The sequence below is a fragment of the Proteiniborus ethanoligenes genome (assembly GCF_900107485.1).
Classification (GTDB): Bacteria; Bacillota; Clostridia; order Tissierellales; family Proteiniboraceae; genus Proteiniborus; species Proteiniborus ethanoligenes.
This window is the reverse complement of the sequence record NZ_FNQE01000035.1, coordinates 1-21326: the sequence shown is the minus strand read 5'-3', so window position 1 is coordinate 21326 and position 21326 is coordinate 1. Positions and strand designations below refer to the sequence as shown.

Genomic DNA, 21326 nt, shown 5'->3' with positions numbered 1-21326 from the left:
TTTTGTGCAAAAGTTTCTTAAAGATGGTAAAATAATATTTAAGTTTAAAAGATACCAATTAACATATATAATTATATGGGAAGTCCTTTTTTGAAGAGGGGTGAATAAATGGTTGATAGAGAGCAGAAACTGATAAAAAAGTGCATGAAAGGAAACCTAGAAGCATTTGATGAACTTATAGGAAAATATGAAAAGACAGCCTATAATATAGCTTTAAAGATGCTAAAAAATCCAGAAGATGCAATGGATGTATCGCAAGAGGCATTTATAAAAGTCTTTAGATCGATTAAAACCTTTAATTTTGGTTCTTCTTTTTCTACTTGGTTATATCGAATAGTGACTAATACCTGTTTAGACTTTTTAAGAAAAAAAACTACCAATGTGTACTCTATAGATAATCCAATACAAACTGATGATGGAGAGATAGAGAGGGATATTCCAGATGATTCTCATACTCCAGAAGAGTTACTAGAAAGAAAGCTGACAAAGGAGTTAGTAAATAACTCTATAGATAAATTAGACGATAACCATAGAACGGTGATTATTTTGAGGGACATTCAAGGATTTAGCTACGAAGAAATATCAACAATATTAGATTGTTCCATTGGCACAGTAAAATCTAGGATAAGTAGAGCAAGAAATAACTTAAAGGAAATAATAATTAGAGATACGGAACAAATGAAAGAAACTGTCGTCTAATAAATTGAAAGGAGGGATAGAATGAACTGTAATGATTTTATCGGAAATGTATCCTTATATATTGATGATGAATTGAGCAAAATTGAAAATAAAGAGTTTGAGCTTCATATTTTAAAATGTAATAATTGCAGAAGAGAGTATGAAGAAATGATAAATATTATTAAGAATGTAAGAGAGCAGGAACAGGTTGAGTTACCTGATAACTATAAATTTGAACTTAGAAGAAAGCTTAAGGAAGCAGCAAAAGAGGACAAGAAACCAAGCTGGAAAGTTATAACATCAATAGCTGCAAGCCTTATTGTCATGATTATTAGCTTTGGAATGCTAAGAGAAAATTTGAAATTGCCAAATATAAATAATGAAATTTCAAATGATAGCATGGCACCTCAAGCCACTAAAAGCAAATTGTCAGAAGAAAACATTGCACTTAGCATAGAACCAAGTACTGAGAATAAGGTTGTTGATGGAGAGCATATAATCACCGAAAATTTAGATGAAGAATCAGGTGATAAAGAAATGGCCATCTTTAGAAATAGTTCAATAGTTGAAGAGGCTGAGTTTGATAATTCAATGAACGATTATGGTGCCATGGCCTCTAGAAGTGGAATAGTTAATGGGAGAAAATCAATAAAAGAAGCATATTTATGTATCGAAACAGAAGAGCTAGATTTGGCTTCTAAGGATATTGCTGATCATGTAGAGGAAAACGGAGGCTATGTTGAGGCTTTTAAAACAGAAACTAATAAAGCTCATACAAGTACAAATAGCAAAAATTATTTGATTAAAATTAGAATACCAGCAGATAAATTTGAGGAGACCTTAGACTTTCTAAGGACCTTAGGCAATATTTTAGATGAAGAGTCAATGTTAAGTGATGTTACAGACCAGTATTATAGGATTGAGACTAAATTAAGAAATCTTAATGAACAAGAGGTTTTATTGAGAGAAATACTAGATAGAGCAGAGAGCATTACAGATATTTTACTTGTTGAAGATGAGATTGAAAAATTGAAGCAAGAAATAAGCACGGAATTAGGAGCTATAGAGAAAATTGAAAACGCAATAACCTTGCCCACCATTAATGCTAAGCTTAATGGTAATAAATAAAGGTGACGACTAATGGACTCATAAGAGTCCTTTTTATTTTAAGAGTCCTATTTGTTTACTGATTAGTTTTTTTAATATATACTTAAAGTTAAGGATTTGTTGAATAGATTGTGGTGCATAATAAAATAGAAATAGTTCTTAAGGAGTTGGTATAATTGACAAAAGGTAGATTTATGATTATAGATGGGAATAGTTTGCTTCATAGGGCTTTTCATGCATTACCTCCTTTGATGACTAAGGATGGAGTATATACTAATGGAGTATATGGTTTTCTGACTATGTTTTATAAGGTTACAGATGAATACAAGCCAGACTATATTAGTGTTGTTTTTGATAAAAAAACACTTACATTTAGACATAAGGAATATGAAGACTATAAAGCTGGAAGAGCGAAAACGCCTAATGAACTATCCATGCAGTTTCCTATACTTAAAGAAATAATAGATAATATGAATATACATAGAGTTGAAGCTGAGGGCTTTGAAGCAGATGACTTGGCAGGGACACTTGCTAGAATAGGAGAGGAAAACGAATTAGAGGTAGTTTTAGTAACCGGAGATAAGGACTATTTGCAACTAGCTGGTGATACAACTAAAGTACTGCTTACAAGAAAAGGCATATCTACTATGGAGATTTATGATAAAGAAGCAATTATTGAAAGATATGAATTAACACCACAGCAGTTCATTGATTTGAAAGGCTTAATGGGAGATCAATCAGATAATATACCAGGAGTTCCTGGAGTGGGAGAAAAAACTGGAATTAAGCTTTTAAAAGAATATAAGTCTATAGAGGGAATATACAATAATTTAGATGAAATTAAAGGAAAGCTTAAGGAAAGACTAGCTGAAAATAGAAATCAAGCATTAATGAGCAGGAGACTATCTGAAATAATTACTACAGTACCCCTAGAAGTAAATCTAGATAAGCTACTTTGGAGTGAGCCTAATAAAGAGGAGCTATACAATATTTATAAAAAGCTAGAGTTCAATAGCCTTTTAGGAAAGCTAGATTTAGAATCTACTACTCATAAAAAGGAAGCCACTACAGAAAAGCTAACTGTCGAAAATATAATACTTAAGGAAAAAGCTCAACTTGAAAATATTATAAAGATAATTCAGGATTCTAAGACTATGATTTTAAAGTTTTTAGTTGATGGAGATTATCCGTTAAAAGATGCTATATTGGGTGTAGGAGTTAAACCATCAATAGGAACAAACTATTATATCGATTTTATTGATGGAAATATAACCATTGAAGATTTTATCGATTTATTTAAGAAAATTCTAGAAAATGAAGAAATAAATAAGCTAGGGCATGATATTAAGCAGGAGATTTTAATATTATTAAGATATGGTGTTGATTTAAGAGGCATAGTATTTGACAGTATGATTGGGCAGTATTTACTTAATCCATCACAAAACGATTATAGATTAGAAAACCTGTCAAAGCATTATTTAAATATTGATATAGATAGTAAAGAGGCATTATTAGGTACTGGAAAAAACAAAAAAACCTTTGGTCAATTGCTGGTAACTGAAAGAATATCATATATATCTAATCAGCTAGAAATCATATGTAAAATAAAAGAGCCTATAGAGAATGCTATAAGTGAACAAAATATGGAAAGATTATTTTATGATGTGGAAATAGCATTAATTAGTGTGTTGGGTAACATGGAATTTTCTGGCTTTACTGTGGATGGAGAAAAATTAAAAGAGCTAGGAAAAGAGTTTGATATAAAAATCGAATCACTTACAAAGTCGATATATGAGTTTGCAGGAGGAGAATTTAATATTAATTCTCCTAAGCAGCTAGGAGAAATATTATTTGAAAAGCTAGAGCTGCCAGTAATCAAAAAGACAAAAACTGGATATTCCACTGATGCTGAAGTGCTTGAAAAGCTGGAGGAGATGCATCCTATTGCAGAGAAAATATTAGAATACAGACAAATAGTTAAGTTAAAGTCCACTTATGTAGATGGATTGATATCTGTTATTGACAAAAAAACTGGCAAGGTGCATTCTAGCTTTAATCAAACAATTACTACTACAGGGAGAATAAGCAGTACAGAGCCTAACTTACAAAATATACCTATAAGAACTGAAGAGGGCAGAAAAATAAGAAAGGTGTTCGTTCCAAGTAATGATGATTATGTTTTAGTGGATGCAGATTATTCTCAAATTGAGCTTAGAGTTCTTGCAAGCATTTCAGATGATCCTAAGCTAAAGGAAGCTTTTTTCACAGGTGAAGATGTCCATAGCAAAACAGCTTCTCAGGTATTTGGCGTTAGCCTTCAAGAGGTAACTCCACTTATGAGAAGTAGAGCAAAGGCAGTAAACTTTGGTATAGTTTATGGTATAAGTGACTATGGACTTGCTAGAGATTTGAAAATTACAAGAAAAGAGGCAAAAACATATATAGATAATTACCTAAAAAATTATAATATGGTAAAGGAATATATGATTAGTATTGTAGAAGAAGGAAAAAGAAAAGGATATGTAGAAACAATTTTACACAGAAGACGGTATTTACCTGAATTAGCTTCAAGAAACTTTAATATTAGATCCTTTGGAGAAAGGATGGCACTGAATACTCCTATACAAGGAAGTGCAGCCGACATAATTAAATTAGCTATGGTTAATGTTTACAATGAATTAAAAAAGCGAAAACTAAAATCAAAGCTTATTCTTCAGGTGCATGATGAGCTCATTGTAGAAACTCATAAAGAAGAAGTAGAAGAAGTGAAAGCTTTATTAAAAGATTTAATGGAAAATGCAATAGCCCTAAATGTTCCGTTGAAGGTGGATATGGAAATAGGTGATAGCTGGTATGACACAAAATAAAACAAAAATCATTGGACTAACAGGAGGTATAGGAACTGGAAAGAGCACTGTTTCTAAGATAATACAGGAAAAGGGCTTTCCTGTAATAGATGCAGATCTAATTGCAAGAGAAGTGGTTAATATTGGAGAACCAGCCTATATTGAAACTGTAAAAAGCTTTGGGGAAACAATATTAAGGGACGATGGTAGCATAGATAGGAAAAAGTTAGGTAGCATTGTGTTCAATGACACTAATTTAAGACACAGGCTAAATAGTATCCTTCATCCCCAAATTAATAAAAAAATGAAAGAGGAAACCTTTAAATACTCATTACTTTATAGGGTGGTTTTTCTAGACATTCCACTTTTAATCGAAGAGCTAGAAAATCTTAATAGCTCAGGCTTATTATTTGATGAAATATGGTTAGTATATGCAGATGAGACAACCCAACTAAAAAGAATTATAGAAAGAGATAAAACTGATTTAGCGGATGCAATTAGAAGAATCAATGCTCAAAAGTCTATAGAAGAAAAGTTGAAATATGCTGATGTAGTAATATACAATACAGGAAGCATAAAGGAGTTAATAGACAATGTAAACAAGGCATTAGAGGAAGTCTAGTGATTTTGGAGGGATGCTGTTGCAGATTATTACTATTAGATATAGAAAAATATTATCTTTATTTTTTACAATAATTATTCTAGCCTCTATTTTTTTTAGTATAGGGTGGTTTGGCAGGATTTTTTACCCTATAAAATATAAGGAACAAATATCTATATACTCACAAAAATACAATGTAGATCCTTTTCTTGTGGCTTCCATTATAAAGGTTGAGAGCAAATATAACAAGGATGCATTGTCACATAAGGGAGCAAAGGGATTAATGCAAATTTCGCCTATTACTGGTGAGTGGGGTTCGAAGGAGATAGGCATTTTAAACTATAAGGATGAGCTGTTATACGATCCCGAAATAAACATTGAAATAGGATGTTGGTATATAAATAAGCTAAAAAATCAATTCAATAATAATTTAGAGCTTGTGCTAGCAGCATACAATGGAGGAAGTGGTAATGTTACAAAATGGCTAAAGGATTTAAATTATAGTGATGATGGAGAAAGCCTTAAGTATATACCTTTTAAAGAAACTGAAGTTTATCTAATAAAAGTATTGAAAGCATACGATATATATAAAAAGCTGTATAATCATAACACTTTTGAGAATTAAAGAATAAATAACACTAGCTTAAAAATAATTTATCTTAAAAAACAAAGGAAAAGTTGTTATACTTATATTTAGGACAAGATAACTAGGATTTATTTAAATTATATTTTTATTCTTAAAGAGAGGATGAGAATTGTGAGCTACTTAAAAAGTATTAAAGATGTACAGGATTATTATATTAACAGGGATGAAAGGATGCTACATTCTGCAACTCATGAAGATATTCTTTCAGGGCTTACTACAGATATATATTTTTTTACTACCATGGACGTATTAGGCAGTTTAGGTATGAAAAGCAAGGAAGTAGTTGCAGAGATTTTTGCTAGAAAGCCTGGTGTTTTTGTAGGCATAGAAGAGGTTAGAAATATATTGAAAAATAATGGAGTTGAAATGTGGGCTCTTGAAGAAGGAACAGAGTTTCAAGCTAAGGAAACCTTAGTTAGAATAAAGGGACCATATGAAAACTTTGCTATTTTTGAATCAGTTATTCTAGGCTGTTTAGCTAGTCCAAGTGGCTGGGCAACTGCTGCTAGGGAGGTTAAGGAAGCTTGTGGTGACAAAACCTTTGTTGTATTTGGAACTAGACATGTTCATCCTTCCGTAGCACCAGTAATGGAAAGAGCAGCTAGAATTGGAGGAGCTAGTTCTGTAAGCAACATTTTAACCGCTAAGTTAATAGGAGAGAATCCTACAGGTACATTACCTCATGCATCTTTTCTAGTAGCAGGTGACACTCTGACAGTAGCTCAGAAATATGATGAAGTGATGCCAGAATCATATAAAAGAATTGTGCTAGTAGATACCTTTAAAGATGAGGTAGAGGAAACCTTAAGGCTTGCAAAGGAAATGGGCAAAAACCTATACGGAATCAGATTAGATACTCCTAGTGAAAGAGGGGGAGTTACTCCTGACTTAATTAAAGAAATAAGAGCTAGACTAGATATGGAAGGCTACAACTGGGTTAAGATTTTTGTTTCAGGTGGATTGAAACCAGAGAAAATTAAAATATTATCTGAAGCAGGGGCTGATGCGTTTGGAGTAGGCAGCTATATTTCTGGTGCACCTGCAATTGATATGACAATGGACATTAAGGAAGTAGAGGGTGTGTCAATAGCAAAACGGGGCAGAATACCAGGAATTGTTAATAACCCTAAGCTTGTAAAGATGCTCTAGCATTAAGGAGGAGTTAGGTTGAGAAGCAAGAAACTTTGCTTATTAATAGCAATAGTAATATTACAAATATTTACTTTAAGTGGATGTAATCTAAATGAAAATCTAGATAATACAAATGATTCAGAAATAGGCTTTGAAGATAATATTGATGACACACCTATATATGGTGGAGAGATTATTGTACCATTGCCTTATACTATAACTCTTAATCCTATATTAGCTACTGATAGGACCCTGTATGCATTTAGTAAGCTTATATTTGAAGGATTATTTGATGTGGATAGTGATTTAAGTGTAAAGAACGTTTTAGCAGAAAGCTATAGCTTTGATGGGGATGGCACAGTTTTAAACATTACTCTTAGAGATAATGTAAAATGGCACGATGGAGAGGATTTTACTTCTAATGATGTAAAGTTTACAATAGATGCTTTAAAATATGGTCTCTCTATTAATATTTTATCTAATGAAATGCCAGATATAATAAAATTGTCCTATTCACTAAAATATCTAAAGGAAGTAAAGGTGATTGATGAGCTAAACTTGAGATTAACTTTTGATAGAGCCTATGGTAATGCTCTAGAGGGGCTTATATTCCCAATAGTTCCAAGTCATATTTTTGTGAGAGAAAAAAACATAAGAATAGCCTATGAAAGAGCCTTGAAGGCCGATGGCTATAAAGCCATAGGGACAGGACCCTATAAGGTAGTTGAAAATAAAAAACTTAAAGAGGTAATTCTTGAGTCAAATAAGGATTACTGGAAGGGAGAACCGTATATATCAAAAGTTATTGGGAAATCTCTAAAGGATGAAAAATTAGCAATTACCTCCTTTGAATCAGGACAAATAGATTTAACCACAAGCCTAGGAGTAGATTGGGAAAAATATGCGCAAAATAAAAAGGTGGATATATATGAATTCACATCAAATAAATATGAGTTTTTAGGGTTTAATTTTCGAAACGAAATGTTTATGGGGGAAAAAGGTAAAGGGCTTAGGAAGGCCATAGCATATGCCATTGATAGACAATCTATTATAGAAAAAGTATATCTTGGACATGCAACAAGAAATGATGTGCCTATCCATCCTGACTCTTGGCTAATATCTGATGAAGCAAATTCATATGGCTTCAATGCAAATAAAGCAAGACAGATACTTACCTCAGCTGGCTGGAAGGACGAAGATAAAGACGGTTTTTTTGAAGATATTGATGGAAATCGTCTTTCACTAAGACTTACAACTAATTCATATAATGATTTAAGAAGAGAAACTGCTAATATAATAGCAAATAATTTAATTAGCATAGGTATTGATGTTGTAAAGGACTATAATGAAAATAAGGGAGAAAATGTTACTGAAGAAATAAAGAATAATCAATGGGAAGGTTTAATGCAAAAAATAACAGGTGGCAACTTCGACATAGTTTTATTAGGCTGGGAAATGTCTTATATTCCTGATTTATCCTTTGCATTTCATTCTTCTGAAATAAATAGTGGCTCAAATTTTTTAGGATATAGCAATGAAAAAATGGATGAACTACTAACACTTGCACAGCAAACTATACGGGCTGAAGATAAAAAAAGAATATATGAAGATATTCAAAGCTTGATAATAGATGAACTTCCATATGTGAGTTTATTTTTCACTAACTCATCAGTACTAGTAAATAATAATATTAGAGGTGAAATTAATCCTACATTTACCCATACTCTCAACAGCATTACAGAATGGTATATACCTGAAGAATTTCAGAGAAAAGAAGATTTGTTAAATGATAATGATTAAATATAATTCCAGATTGAGCTATAGTTCAATCTGGAATTACTAGGCTATAATGAATTAAATTATAGTTGACAGAAGAAGGGTTTTTAATTATAATATATTCGTTAACCCTAAATGCAGGACTGGCGGAACTGGCAGACGCACTATCTTGAGGGGGTAGCGGTCGAAGACCGTACGAGTTCGAGTCTCGTGTCCTGCACCATATAAATACAAACAATATGCTCTCCTGAGTAGACAGATATAATAATAGAAATCTGTTTATGAAAGGAGGGCTATTTTTATTTAGAAGAAAATGAATTATTGATTAACTTTTAATACTTTGCAGGGAAAAAAAGTTATATATAGAATAAACATTTATAACAATAGGTAAAGGCTCTCTTTTTGATGTTGTCTAAAATCTTTTCAATAATAGACATAATAAAAATCAAATTTTATTAATTTATTTGAAATTGCTATCATAATCTATTAGTATAAAGAAAGAGGAGGGCAAGCTATGAGACGAATTACTAGAACGAAAATAAATAAAAACAAAAAGGACAGGCTTTACACAATTGTTGCCTTTTTTATAGCAGCACCTATTATATCTATCTTATTAGGATTTTTTTTAGTGCAATATGTAATTCTACCTAGGCTTTCTGAAGGAGAAAACACTCTAAATCCAATAGAGCATAGGGTAGAAGAAAACAAAGAAACAGAAGCTGATGATATAAGCAATGATTCAGTTTATGAAGATGATTTAAATAACCAAATAGGAGACACAGAAGAATCATCAGATAATACTGACTTAGTAGATAGTCTCCCTAATACGGGAGATGAAGAGCAAAGAGAGGTTACATTTTATAGTGTACAGCTCGGAAACTTTAGCAGCATAACTAATGCAGAGAGCTTTATCAAAGAGCTTAAGGAAAATAATATTGATGGATTTATTATTAGCAATGGAACATTTAAGGTCTTTACAGGAGAATTTAACTCTAGGGATGATGCATATAAGCATCTAGAAGGTATAAAACCAATATATGAAGATGCTTTTGTAAACTTAGTTTCAAAAAAACAATAGAGTATGTTAAAATTATATTATAGTGAATGAAATCCTTTTCCAATTGATTATTGTTTATAGGCTAGATATAGTTGGATTTTATTTAAAGGGGTTTTAAAGCTTGGAAATTCAAGATTGGGGTGGGAAAATGAAGCTAAGAGAAATAGAACAAATATTAAATGCAGAGGTACTAGTAGGAGAGGAATTCTTAGATAGGGAGGTTTTTTCAGCCTTTGGTTCTGACTTAATGAGTGATGTACTTGCATTCATAAACGATAAATCAATATTATTAACTGGACTTACTAATCCACAGGTAATAAGAACTGCTGAGATGGTGGATCTTTTTGCTATTGTATTTGTTAGAGGCAAGATGCCGAGTCAAGATTTATTAGACTTAGCTTTAGAAAAAAATATAACAATAATGACTACTGAGTATACTCTTTATACTACTAGCGGCAAGCTTTATGAAAGAGGATTGAAAGGTATAGAGGTAGAGGGTGTGTTAAGATAAATGAACAAAAATAATGATATGATAAAACTAGAATATAATGTTGTACAAAATGATTTTAAAAGTGCAGGGGAAGCCTCTAGTAATATAAAAAAAATATTGACCCAGCTTGGAATTGATTCTCAAATCGTAAGAAGAGTTGCAATAGCAACATATGAAGCAGAAATGAACATAGTAATCCATTCATATGGAGGTAAGATTATAGTAGGTATATCTCCTAGTGAAGTTGAAATAAAAGCATTAGACGAGGGGCCAGGTATCAAAGATATTAGCTTAGCTATGAGGGAAGGATATTCTACTGCTTCACATAGTGTTAGAGAATTGGGATTTGGTGCAGGAATGGGGATTCCAAATATGAAAAGGTGTTCAGATGATTTTCACATATTGTCTGAGGAAGGTGGAAATACCCTAGTATCAATGAGAATATTTACAAAGCCAAAATAGAAGAAAATAGTAGGTGATAGAAATGAAAGATTATTTTCACTCTGTAGTATTAGATGAAAGTAAATGCAATGGTTGTACAAACTGTATGAGAAAATGCCCTACTGAAGCTATTAGAATAAGAGATAAAAAGGCAGTTATTACCAAAGATAGGTGCATTGATTGTGGAGAGTGCATTAGAGTATGTCCTTATCATGCTCAAAATGCTATTGCTGATGAGCTAGATGTGCTTAAAAACTATAAATATAATATTGCAATATCACCAATGTCATTATATGGACAGTTTAGTATAGATACAGATATGAACAAGGTTTTTTCAGGGATAAAAGCACTTGGATTTGATTATGTAATTGATGAAGGATATGCAGCAGATGTATTAACAGTAGTTATTAGAGATATGCTAGAAAACAACAATTTAAATAGGCCTGTAATTTCTTCCTTGTGTCCTACAATATTAAGAATAATACAAGTTAGGTTTCCTTCCTTAATCGATAATATTATTACAGTAGAATCTCCAATGGAGGTTGCAGCTAGAATTGCAAGAACAAAAATAATGAAGGAAAAGGGACTAGATTTTAAAGATATAGGAGTATTCTATTTATCTCAATGTCCAGCAAAAGTAACCAGCATAAAAAGGCCTATAGGTATAAAAGAATCTTATCTTAACGGTGCGTTTTCTATCAAATCAATATATGGAGATATAGTAAAACATGCAAAAAAAGCTGAAGAAGATGAAAAGTTTCTAAAAGCTTCACCCTATGGTGTTGGCTGGGGCAGAGTAGGTGGACAAAGCTATGCTATTGGGATAGACAATTATATGGCAGTTGATGGTATAGAAAATGTTATCAATGTATTGGAAGAAATTGAATTAGGCAAGCTAGAGAACATTGATTATTTTGAAGGCCTAGCCTGTGTTGGAGGCTGTGTTGGAGGACCCCTAAATGTTGAAAATCCTTTTATTGCCAAAAGCAGAATAAGAAATATTGCAAAAAAACCAGGAATAAATGAAGATATAAATGATGAATATATTGACAATTTAGTAAAAGAAGGCCTTATACATTGGACTGAAAAGATTAGTCCAAAAGAAATTATGATTTTAGACAGTGACATCCACAAAGCTATGAAAAAGATTGAACAGCTAAAAGAAATTAGAGAATCCTTACCTGGAATTGATTGTGGTTCTTGTGGTGCACCTTCATGTAATGCTCTTGCGGAAGATATTGTTAGAGAGAAGGCTAAAATAGATGACTGTATTTTTGTATTAAAGGAAAAAGTCAAAAAAACAGAAAAATAGTGGAGGTGACATATGAAACTCTTAGAAATTGTAGACAAATTAGAGCTTGAGATTGTTGCTGGCTTTAACACAGATGATAAGTGTGCAGAGGGAGTATATATAGGAGATTTGCTAAGTGTAGTAATGTCAAAGGCAAAGCAAAATCATATATGGATAACTATTCAAACACATATAAATATAATTGCAGTTGCCACCTTAGTAGATTTAGCGGGAATAATTGTAGTGGAGGACATGGAAATAGACAAGGATACTATAGACAAAGCTAATGAAGTGGGAATCCCTCTCATAAAATCTAGCTTGAGTGCATACCAATTGGCTTGCAAATTAAGAGAAATAGGTCTTTAATATGAAAGTGGCATACGATCTCCATATACATTCTGCATTATCGCCTTGTGGAGATAATGATATGACACCTAATAATATAGTTAATATGGCCTTTTTAAAAAAGCTCCAGGTTATAGCTATTACAGATCATAATTCTATGCTTAATGTATTGCCAGCTATGGAGGTTGCAGCTAAGAGAGGGATAGTAGTTGTACCAGGAATAGAGGTTAATACAAAAGAAGAAGTCCATGTTTTATGTTATTTTCCAACAATAGAAGAAGGTATGAAGTTTCAAGATATAATCTACAATAGCCTGCCTAATATAGATAATAGAGAAGATTTATTTGGTCAACAGCTAGTATTAGATAAAGATGATAAAGTTATAGGAGATATAAAAAAAATGCTGCTAAATAGTAGTGAGTATTCTCTAGAAGAAATACTTGAATTAGTTAAAGAGCATAAAGGTGTACTTGTTCCAGCTCATGTAGATAGAAATTCTTTTAGCATTATATCTTCTTTAGGATTTATTCCAGAAAGTTTAAATATCAAAGCTATTGAAGCCTATGATTTAAATAAATTGTCTAAGTTTAATAAAATACTAGAACTAGACAAATATAAAATCATTAAAAATTCAGATGCTCATTACTTAACTCATATCAATGAAGCAAACCATTATTTAGATTTAGAGGCTACTTCAATTAGTTCTGTAGTAGACTATCTCAAGGATATGGAGTGATGAAAATTGAAGGAGCTATCCCTGCATATATTAGATTTAGTTGAAAACTCAATAAATGCAGAAGCAAAGCATATTACAATATTTGTTTTTGAGGATATACTTAATAATCTGTTAACCATAAGCATAGAAGATGATGGAAAAGGTATGGAGGCTAGCTTGTTAAGTGTTGTAGATGATCCTTTCATAACAACAAGAAAAACTAGAAATGTAGGACTTGGTTTATCGCTTATGAAATCAGCAGCACTAAGATGTGATGGTAATCTTAATATAGCTTCTGAAAAAGGTAAGGGAACAAAGGTAGTGATTACCTTTAAACACAATCATATTGATAGGGCACCTTTAGGAAATATGGGGAGCACTATGGCAGCATTAATTAGTAGAGAAGAACAGATAGATTATATTTACACTCACAAAATAAATGATTCTATCTTTGTACTCAATACTAAAGAAATTAAAGAAATTCTCGGGGAAGTAGAAATAAATTCCCCAGAAATCATATTATGGCTACAAGATTATATAAACGAAAATATAAAGTCGTTATTGTCTAAATAAAAACAATATGACGATAATTGACAATATGTATACAATACACAAGAAAAATGATATAATATGTATTGTGTATAGGGACTCTATCTAGGGTCCTTATTAAATTAGGATAAGAAACAGAATGAAATATAAGCAAAAAAGAGAAAGTATTACAAAACATACAAAGATTGTTTAATTATTATCAATCTTTGTTATTAATTCATAAAACATAAGGGTTTTGTTTATTTATTATCAATGAAGGTATTTTTCTTAAATAATAGAACTTTAAGAAAAGTATTAATTATTGCACACTAAAATTATTTTACAAGAGGTGAAACATATGAAATTCAAAAGCTTTACCTTTAAAGGTGGGATACATCCTCCACATTATAAGGAATACTCAGAAAAAGCTGAGATAGAAAAAGCTGAAGAACCAAAGGTTGTTATAATACCAATGCAGCAACATATTGGCGCTCCTTGTGAACCCATTGTTAAGGTAGGAGATAAAGTGAAGCTTGGCCAGAAAATTGGTGAAGCAAAAGCCTTTGTATCTGCACCAATACATGCAACAGTTTCTGGTACAGTTAAAAGAGTAGCTCCTATGGATACTCCAACAGGTAATGCTATGTGCATTATTATAGAATCTGATGGACTAAATGAGGTAGATGAAAACGTTAAACCTAAAGGTAATATTGAGGAACTTACTAAAGAAGAGATAGTAAGTATTATTAAAGAAGCCGGAATAACTGGTCAAGGAGGAGCTGGTTTCCCTACGCATGTAAAGCTGTCTCCACCACCAGACAAAAAAATTGATACAGTTATTCTAAATGGTGCAGAATGTGAGCCTTACTTGACTGCAGACCACAGAGTAATGCTAGAGCAGCCTGAAAAAGTTGTATATGGGCTTAAAGCATTAATGAAGGCTGTAGGTGTAAATAAGGGCTATATAGGAATTGAAAACAACAAGCCTGATGCTATAGCTGCAATTATGAAAGCCATAGAAAATGAAGAAAACATTGAGGTAGTATCTCTTGTAGCAAAATATCCTCAAGGAGATGAGAAGCGTTTAATAAACGCTATTACTGGAAGAGAGGTTCCTTCTGGTGGATTACCTATGGATGTAGGTGTTATTGTTAACAATGTTGGTACTGCAGTAGCTGTTGCTAATGCTATACAGACAGGAATGCCTTTAGTGGAAAGGATAGTTACAGTTACAGGTAGTGCAATAAATACTCCTAAAAATCTTTTAGTTAGAATAGGAACACCATTTAAAGATATTATAGAACAGTGTGGCGGATATAAAGGAACTCTTGGAAAGCTTGTAATGGGTGGACCAATGATGGGACTAGCTCAGTTTACAGATGAAGTACCTGCTATAAAGGGAACCTCTGGAATACTAGTTTTAAATGAAATGGATGCTAGAATTCCAAAGCCAGATCCTTGTATTAGATGTGCTAAATGTGTAGAAATTTGTCCAGTAAACCTGCAACCACTGTTTATAAGCCAGTTATCTTTAAAAGGTATGTATGATGATACACAAAAATATCATGTGTTAGATTGTATTGAGTGTGGTTCATGTTCATATATTTGTCCATCTAAGAGACCGCTATTAGAGTCAATTAGAGTAGCAAAAAAAGAAGTAATAGCAAAAAGAAGAAAGAGCTAATAGAGGAGGGGTAGTAATGGAAAATAGATTAATAGCTTCATCTTCTCCACATATAAGGTCAGATGAAACTATTTCCAGAATAATGCTGGACGTAATTATAGCACTTCTTCCTGCCACATTAGCCAGCATATACTTTTTTAGGTTTAATGCTTTAAAATTAATAGTACTTTCTGTTGCCGCAGCAATTATTACAGAAGCTATATTTCAAAAAGCTATGAAAAAACCTATAACAATTAATGATTTAAGTGCTGTTGTAACAGGATTATTAGTAGCATTTAATATTCCATCTTCAGCACCATGGTGGATACCAGTTATCGGCTCTGCCTTTGCAATTGGTATCGTAAAACAATTTTTTGGTGGACTTGGTCATAATTTCATGAATCCTGCACTAGCTGCTAGAGCAATGCTGTTAGCATCCTGGCCTACAATAATGACAGATTGGGTTACTCCAGGAGTAGATGCTATAAGTACTGTTACACCTTTGGCAATACTAAAAGGACAAGCAGAAGGCGCTCTTTCTATGACAGATATGCTAATGGGTAACATTGGAGGTAGCTTAGGAGAAACATCGGCTTTATTATTAATTCTAGGTGGAATTTATCTGCTATATAGAGGAGTAATCAACTGGAGAATACCATTTACTTATATAGGTACAGTTGTTGTCATGATGCTTATTTTTGGTGGTGGAGTAGAAAACACTGTTTATCATTTACTGGCAGGAGGTTTGATGCTAGGAGCATTTTATATGGCTACAGACTATTCATCATCACCTGTTACTAAAAAAGGACAAATAATATTTGGAATAGGTGCTGGACTATTAACAGCTATTATTAGATTAAAGGGTGGATATCCAGAGGGAGTTTCCTATTCTATACTTTTAATGAACGTAGCAGCTCCACTTATAGACAAATATACTAGCCCTAAAGTATTTGGGGAGGTGAAGCAGAATGCGTGAGATTATTAAGCTTGGTCTAATTCTTTTCATAATAACAGCAATAGCTGCTTCAGTTCTTGCAGTAGCTAATAATGCCACAAGTGGAATAATTGCAGAGGTTCAAGAACAAGAAAACAATAAGGCAAGACAAGAAGTATTACCATTGGCACAAAGTTTTGTGCCTTTAGACGAAAAAGAATTTGAAGAAATAGTATTAGATAATGATAAGGTAAAAGAAATATATATGGGCAATTCCGGAAGTGGCCAATTGACAGGGTACACTATTAAGACAGTATCTAAAGGATATGGCGGTGAAATAGAGATAATAACTGGCATTTCTATAGATGGAAAGGTTACTGGGATGAAAGTTGTAAGTCATTCGGAGACTCCGGGACTTGGAGCTAATGCAACTAAGCCAGAATTTCAAAACCAGTTTCTTGAGAAGTTAACTTCGCCAAGTATTGCAGTAGTAAAATCTGCACCAAAAGAAAATGAGATACAGGCTATAGCAGGTGCAACTATTACTTCAAAGAGCGTTTCTGATGGAGTAAATATAGCCTTAGACGTATTTAATAATAAACTTTCAAAATAGATTTTTAATGTTGGGGGTGAAAGCATGGGCTTTAAAGATATAAAAAACGGATTAATTAATGAAAATCCAACTTTCGTTCAGCTATTAGGCATGTGTCCCACATTAGCAGTTACAACATCTGCTATTAGTGGTATGTCTATGGGGTTGGCAACTACTTCGGTACTAATAGGTTCAAACCTTGTTATTTCACTTTTAAGAAAAGCTATACCAGATAAAATTAGAATACCAGCTTTTGTTGTAATAATTGCATCATTTGTTACTTTAATACAGATGCTAATGAATGCTTATGTACCTGCACTATATGCTTCATTAGGCTTATTCATTCCATTAATAGTTGTAAACTGTATAATATTAGGTAGAGCAGAGGCTTTTGCATCTAAAAATGGACCAATTAGATCAATTGCTGATGGAGTTGGTATGGGACTTGGTTTTACATGGGCCCTTACACTGCTTGGAATAGTAAGAGAAATACTAGGCTCAGGCTCCATATTTGGATATCAAGTTTTTGGTGAGGCATTTAAACCTGCGTTAATAATGATATTACCTCCTGGCGCATTTCTTGCTTTAGGAATATTGATAGGCTTTAGTAATTGGCTTAAAAAAAAGAAAGCTATAAATAATTAAGGGAGGGGTACAAATGAGCTTTGTTACAATTCTAGTTAGTGCAATATTAGTAAATAACTTTGTAATGTCAAGATTCTTAGGTATTTGTCCTTTTTTAGGAGTGTCTAAACAAGTAGAGACTGCTCTTGGAATGGGTGCAGCAGTAACTTTTGTTATGGCTATAGCCTCAGCTGCAACTTATGTAGTACAGATATCTATATTAGATAGATTCGGACTAGGTTATATGCAAACTATAGCTTTTATACTTATTATTGCAGCTTTAGTTCAGTTAGTAGAATTATTTATCAAAAAATCAAGCCCGACTCTTTATCAATCATTAGGAGTATATTTACCACTTATAACAACTAACTGTGCAGTATTAGGTATTGCTATATTAAATATTCAAATGGAATTATCTTTATTGAAAAATGTTGTTCATGCTGTTGGAGCAGCTATAGGATTTACTCTTGCTATAGTGCTTTTTGCGGGTATTAGAGAAAGACTTGCATTAGCAGATGTACCTGAGTCTTTACAAGGTTTCCCTATTGCTCTTATTACAGCAGGACTTATGTCAATAGCTTTTCTAGGCTTCACTGGACTTGTGTAGGAGGTGAATGAGACAATGAATAATATAGTGACGGCTGTAGTCAGTTTAGGTAGTATGGGACTTTTGTTTGGAGCGGGACTTGCTGTAGCAGCTAAGGTTTTTGCTGTAGAAGTAGACCCAAAGGTGGAACAGGTAAGAGGAGCATTACCAGGAGCGAACTGTGGAGCATGTGGATTCCCTGGATGTGATGGTTTGGCTAATGCTATAGCAAATGGAAGTGCACCAGTAAATGCTTGTCCTGTTGGAGGAGCATCATGTGCAGAGGAAATTGCAGAAATAATGGGAGTAACTGCGGAGGCTACGGACAAAAAAGTAGCTAGAGTAATATGTCAAGGAACTAGCTGCAATGCAACTGAAAAATTTGAATACAATGGAGTAATGGATTGTAAAGCTGCTGTTTTAGTTTCAGGTGGAAGCAAGTCATGCTCTTATGGATGCTTAGGCTTAGGTACTTGTGTCAGAGTATGTCAATTTGATGCTATTGATATAATAGATGGAATAGCAGTTATAAATCCTGAAAAATGTACTGCCTGTGGCAAATGTATTGATGCTTGCCCTAAGCTTGTGATTAAAATGGTGCCTTACAAACAAAATGTAATAGTAGATTGCAATAGCAAAGAATTTGGTAAGGATGTTAAAGTTAAATGTACTATAGGATGCATAGGCTGTCAGATCTGTGTTAAAGCATGTCCCTTTGATGCAATGGAGTTTGAGAACAATCTTGCAAGGATTAACTATGACAAGTGTACGAACTGTATGATATGTGCGGAAAAATGCCCAACTAAAGCTATATGGGCAGATTTTTCAAAGAGAGAAAAAGCTTTTATTCATGAGGATAAGTGTATAGGCTGTACAATCTGTAAAAAACAGTGTCCAGTAGATGCTATTGAAGGAGAGCTTAAAGAAAAACACAAAGTAATAGAGGACAAATGCATTGGCTGTGGAGCATGTGCGAAAAAATGCCCTAAGGATGCAATAGAAATGAGATAATACAAAAACCTGCTAATTTTAGCAGGTTTTCTTTTTCAAATTCTTAAATTATGAGATTATAAAATATAATTTTAAAATATATATACTATTTAAGTAATGAATAATTATTAATTTGATTTTGATGATATAATATGTATAATAATTAACCTGATTGGAGGCTAGAGCAAATATGAAAGAAACAATATACATAACAGGTCATAAGAATCCCGATTCAGACTCAATATGTTCAGCTTTGGCATATGCTGAGTATAAAAATACTAACGGGGACGTTAATGCTATTCCTGTAAGACTTGGAGAAATAAATAGAGAAACTAAGTTTATACTGGATTACTTTGGGATTTCTGAGCCTATTCTTTTAGAAACAGTAAGGCTAAGCGTAGAAGACTTAAGCTTTGATAAAATAGCACCTATTAGACCAGATATATCCTTGCGTATGGCTCTAGAATTGATGAAGAAGAACAACTTAAACAGTCTCCCTATTATAGATGAAAACGAACTGCTAGCAGGGATTGTAACCATATCAGATATAATGGAGTCCTATATAGAAGTATGGGATAATGGCATATTAGGGAAATCAGGTACTTCCATAGATAATATTATAGATACTCTTTCTGCTAAGTCTGTTTTAATTCCGAATACAATGAAGCCTTTTAAGGGTAAAATCTGTGTTTTAGCTATGGAAACTAAATCCATGAGTGAATATATAGAAGAAAACGATATAGCCATATGTGGTGACAGAAAAGATGTTCAAAAGCTTGCAATCAATAAAAAAATTTCTTTAATGATTGTAACTGGAAATGCAAAGGTAGATGAAGAAATAATAAGTTTAGCCAAGGAAAAGAATATAACTATAATATCTACTCCATATGATACCTTCACAACATCTAGACTGATAACACAATCTGTTCCTCTAAGCCATGTAATGACCACAGATAACATAATAGCATTTAATCTTGATGATCTAGTGGATAATGTAAAAGAACAGATGGCGCAGACAAGATACAGATCCTATCCTGTAATAGATGATGATAACAATAATAAGGTAGTAGGTTTAATATCTAGATATCATTTAATATCTAGCATGAAGAAAAAAGTAATTTTGGTAGATCACAATGAGCGTAGCCAGTCTGTTGATGGCTTAGAAGAATGTGAAATATTAGAAATTATAGACCACCATAGAGTAGCAGATGTGTTTACAGGTACTCCAATATATTTTAGGAATGAGCCAGTAGGCAGTACATCTACAATAATTGCATCTATAATGTTTGAAAACGGTAGAAGGCCCTCAAAGAAAATGGCAGGAATTTTAGCTGCAGCTATAATTTCAGACACCTTATTATTTAGGTCTCCAACCTCTACAAATACAGATAAAATTATTCTAGAAAGATTAGCAAGGATTGCTGACTTAGATGTAGAAAAGTTTGCAACAGAAATGTTTAAGGCAGGAACCTCCTTAGTAGGGAAAACACCACAGGAGCTATTAAGCCAGGATTTTAAAACATTTACTATTGATGAAAATAAGATAGGAATAGCACAAGTATATACTATGGACCCTGATAGTCTAAAAGATATGAAAAAAGATTTGATAATTTTAATGGAAGAAAGAGCAAAGGAACATGACTATTCAATATTTATCTTAATGCTAACAGATATATTTAAAGAAGCATCAGAAATGATAATAGTAGGACATAACAAGGAATTAGTAGCAAAAGCTTTTGGCAAAACCCTTGTCAGCAATTCCTTTTATGCACCAGATGTACTCTCAAGGAAAAAGCAAGTAGTTCCACCTATTACAAATATTTTAACAGATATTAAGGAATTATAGAATTTAATTTAAACAATGCTTGAGCATATATTCTGCCAGAGAGACTGATTTGTGAATGATAATTGATAGAGTTAAAACAGCATTATTATTCTTTCATTAGGAGCAATCTGGTAATATGTCAAGAGATGATTTTTAAAGAAAATAAAAGAAACAATTAAAAAAGAGTAATCTTAATAGAACCTATAATTTTTTTGAGAAAAATAGGTTTGAGAAGGGAAAATATTTTATTGAATCTCTCCAACTTTATCGGTGGAGTAGATTTGATTTTTAGTCAGCAATCCAAAAATCAGTCGTACTAATTTACGAGATGTAAGTGCGAGTGCTCTTTTATGTTGGTGGGTAGTTACTTCACCGTACTTCTTGTAATAAAATTGTTTATACTCTGGTATATGGTTTCGAACACTGTTAGCAGCCTCAATCAGGTAGTATCTAAGATATT

Annotated in this window: 21 protein-coding genes, 1 tRNA gene and 1 pseudogene; 22 read left to right on the top strand and 1 reads right to left on the bottom strand. The window is 32.8% G+C overall.

From position 1 onward, the window contains the following. Nucleotides 1–108 precede the first annotated feature (108 nt). The 22 genes from BLV37_RS12965 (at nucleotide 109) to BLV37_RS12860 (ending at nucleotide 20887) form a co-directional block, all read left to right on the top strand. Nucleotides 109–699 (top strand): RNA polymerase sigma factor, encoded by a 591-nt coding sequence (locus BLV37_RS12965; RefSeq protein WP_091732299.1) that lies wholly within the window; start codon nucleotides 109–111, stop codon nucleotides 697–699. A gap of 21 nt (nucleotides 700–720) precedes the next feature. Then, entirely contained in the window at nucleotides 721–1806 is a 1086-nt protein-coding gene (locus tag BLV37_RS12960; RefSeq protein ID WP_091732295.1) for a DUF4349 domain-containing protein, read from the top strand. Between the two features lie 173 nt (nucleotides 1807–1979). Further along, entirely contained in the window at nucleotides 1980–4652 is a 2673-nt protein-coding gene (gene polA, locus BLV37_RS12955) for a DNA polymerase I (protein ID WP_483145414.1), read from the top strand. Continuing rightward, nucleotides 4639–5253, top strand: coding sequence for a dephospho-CoA kinase (gene coaE, locus BLV37_RS12950; RefSeq protein ID WP_091732290.1), 615 nt, complete (start codon nucleotides 4639–4641; stop codon nucleotides 5251–5253). Before polA ends, coaE begins: the two co-directional genes overlap by 14 nt. Before the next feature lie 19 nt (nucleotides 5254–5272). Next, complete coding sequence (locus BLV37_RS12945) at nucleotides 5273–5857, top strand: lytic transglycosylase domain-containing protein (protein WP_091732287.1); 585 nt, start codon at nucleotides 5273–5275, stop codon at nucleotides 5855–5857. Nucleotides 5858–5980: 123 nt separating this feature from the next. Then, complete coding sequence (locus BLV37_RS12940; RefSeq protein ID WP_091732285.1) at nucleotides 5981–7027, top strand: nicotinate phosphoribosyltransferase; 1047 nt, start codon at nucleotides 5981–5983, stop codon at nucleotides 7025–7027. Nucleotides 7028–7045: 18 nt separating this feature from the next. Then, nucleotides 7046–8809, top strand: a complete 1764-nt coding sequence (locus BLV37_RS12935; protein ID WP_091732283.1) for an ABC transporter substrate-binding protein — start codon at nucleotides 7046–7048, stop codon at nucleotides 8807–8809. A 113-nt stretch (nucleotides 8810–8922) separates the two neighbouring features. Next, a tRNA-Leu gene (locus BLV37_RS12930) sits at nucleotides 8923–9008 on the top strand. A 291-nt stretch (nucleotides 9009–9299) separates the two neighbouring features. Beyond that, nucleotides 9300–9863 carry an SPOR domain-containing protein gene (locus tag BLV37_RS12925; protein WP_091732280.1) on the top strand — a complete coding sequence of 188 codons (564 nt, stop codon included), beginning with the start codon at nucleotides 9300–9302 and terminating at the stop codon, nucleotides 9861–9863. A 100-nt stretch (nucleotides 9864–9963) separates the two neighbouring features. Continuing rightward, nucleotides 9964–10353: a DRTGG domain-containing protein gene (locus BLV37_RS12920; RefSeq protein WP_483145413.1), complete on the top strand. Its 390-nt coding sequence runs from the start codon at nucleotides 9964–9966 to the stop codon at nucleotides 10351–10353. After that, on the top strand, nucleotides 10354–10794 hold the full coding sequence (locus BLV37_RS12915) for an ATP-binding protein (RefSeq protein ID WP_091732278.1): 441 nt from the start codon (nucleotides 10354–10356) through the stop codon (nucleotides 10792–10794). It begins immediately after the preceding gene. Nucleotides 10795–10816: 22 nt separating this feature from the next. After that, entirely contained in the window at nucleotides 10817–12085 is a 1269-nt protein-coding gene (locus tag BLV37_RS12910; RefSeq protein ID WP_091732275.1) for a [Fe-Fe] hydrogenase large subunit C-terminal domain-containing protein, read from the top strand. A gap of 12 nt (nucleotides 12086–12097) precedes the next feature. Beyond that, the gene (locus BLV37_RS12905) at nucleotides 12098–12430 is read left to right on the top strand and encodes a DRTGG domain-containing protein (RefSeq protein WP_091732272.1); all 333 of its coding nucleotides are present in this window, start codon (nucleotides 12098–12100) and stop codon (nucleotides 12428–12430) included. Between the two features lies 1 nt (nucleotide 12431). After that, entirely contained in the window at nucleotides 12432–13145 is a 714-nt protein-coding gene (locus BLV37_RS12900) for a PHP domain-containing protein (RefSeq protein ID WP_091732270.1), read from the top strand. A gap of 6 nt (nucleotides 13146–13151) precedes the next feature. After that, a complete protein-coding gene (locus tag BLV37_RS12895; RefSeq protein WP_091732267.1) occupies nucleotides 13152–13697 on the top strand; it encodes an ATP-binding protein in 546 nt (181 codons plus the stop codon). Between the two features lie 313 nt (nucleotides 13698–14010). After that, complete coding sequence (gene rsxC, locus BLV37_RS12890; protein WP_091732265.1) at nucleotides 14011–15336, top strand: electron transport complex subunit RsxC; 1326 nt, start codon at nucleotides 14011–14013, stop codon at nucleotides 15334–15336. Between the two features lie 16 nt (nucleotides 15337–15352). After that, nucleotides 15353–16291, top strand: coding sequence for an RnfABCDGE type electron transport complex subunit D (locus tag BLV37_RS12885; protein WP_091732262.1), 939 nt, complete (start codon nucleotides 15353–15355; stop codon nucleotides 16289–16291). Then, entirely contained in the window at nucleotides 16284–16862 is a 579-nt protein-coding gene (locus BLV37_RS12880; RefSeq protein WP_091732259.1) for an RnfABCDGE type electron transport complex subunit G, read from the top strand. Before BLV37_RS12885 ends, BLV37_RS12880 begins: the two co-directional genes overlap by 8 nt. Nucleotides 16863–16886: 24 nt before the next feature. Continuing rightward, entirely contained in the window at nucleotides 16887–17486 is a 600-nt protein-coding gene (rsxE, locus tag BLV37_RS12875; protein ID WP_091732256.1) for an electron transport complex subunit RsxE, read from the top strand. 13 nt (nucleotides 17487–17499) lie between these two features. After that, a complete protein-coding gene (gene rsxA / locus BLV37_RS12870; protein ID WP_091732253.1) occupies nucleotides 17500–18072 on the top strand; it encodes an electron transport complex subunit RsxA in 573 nt (190 codons plus the stop codon). A gap of 15 nt (nucleotides 18073–18087) precedes the next feature. Then, nucleotides 18088–19062, top strand: a complete 975-nt coding sequence (locus BLV37_RS12865) for an RnfABCDGE type electron transport complex subunit B (RefSeq protein ID WP_091732251.1) — start codon at nucleotides 18088–18090, stop codon at nucleotides 19060–19062. A 169-nt stretch (nucleotides 19063–19231) separates the two neighbouring features. Further along, nucleotides 19232–20887 carry a putative manganese-dependent inorganic diphosphatase gene (locus BLV37_RS12860; protein ID WP_091732248.1) on the top strand — a complete coding sequence of 552 codons (1656 nt, stop codon included), beginning with the start codon at nucleotides 19232–19234 and terminating at the stop codon, nucleotides 20885–20887. A 224-nt stretch (nucleotides 20888–21111) separates the two neighbouring features. Here the strand turns inward: BLV37_RS12860 and BLV37_RS12855 are convergent. Continuing rightward, nucleotides 21112–21326: pseudogene (locus tag BLV37_RS12855) on the bottom strand (IS110 family RNA-guided transposase); the annotation flags it as partial.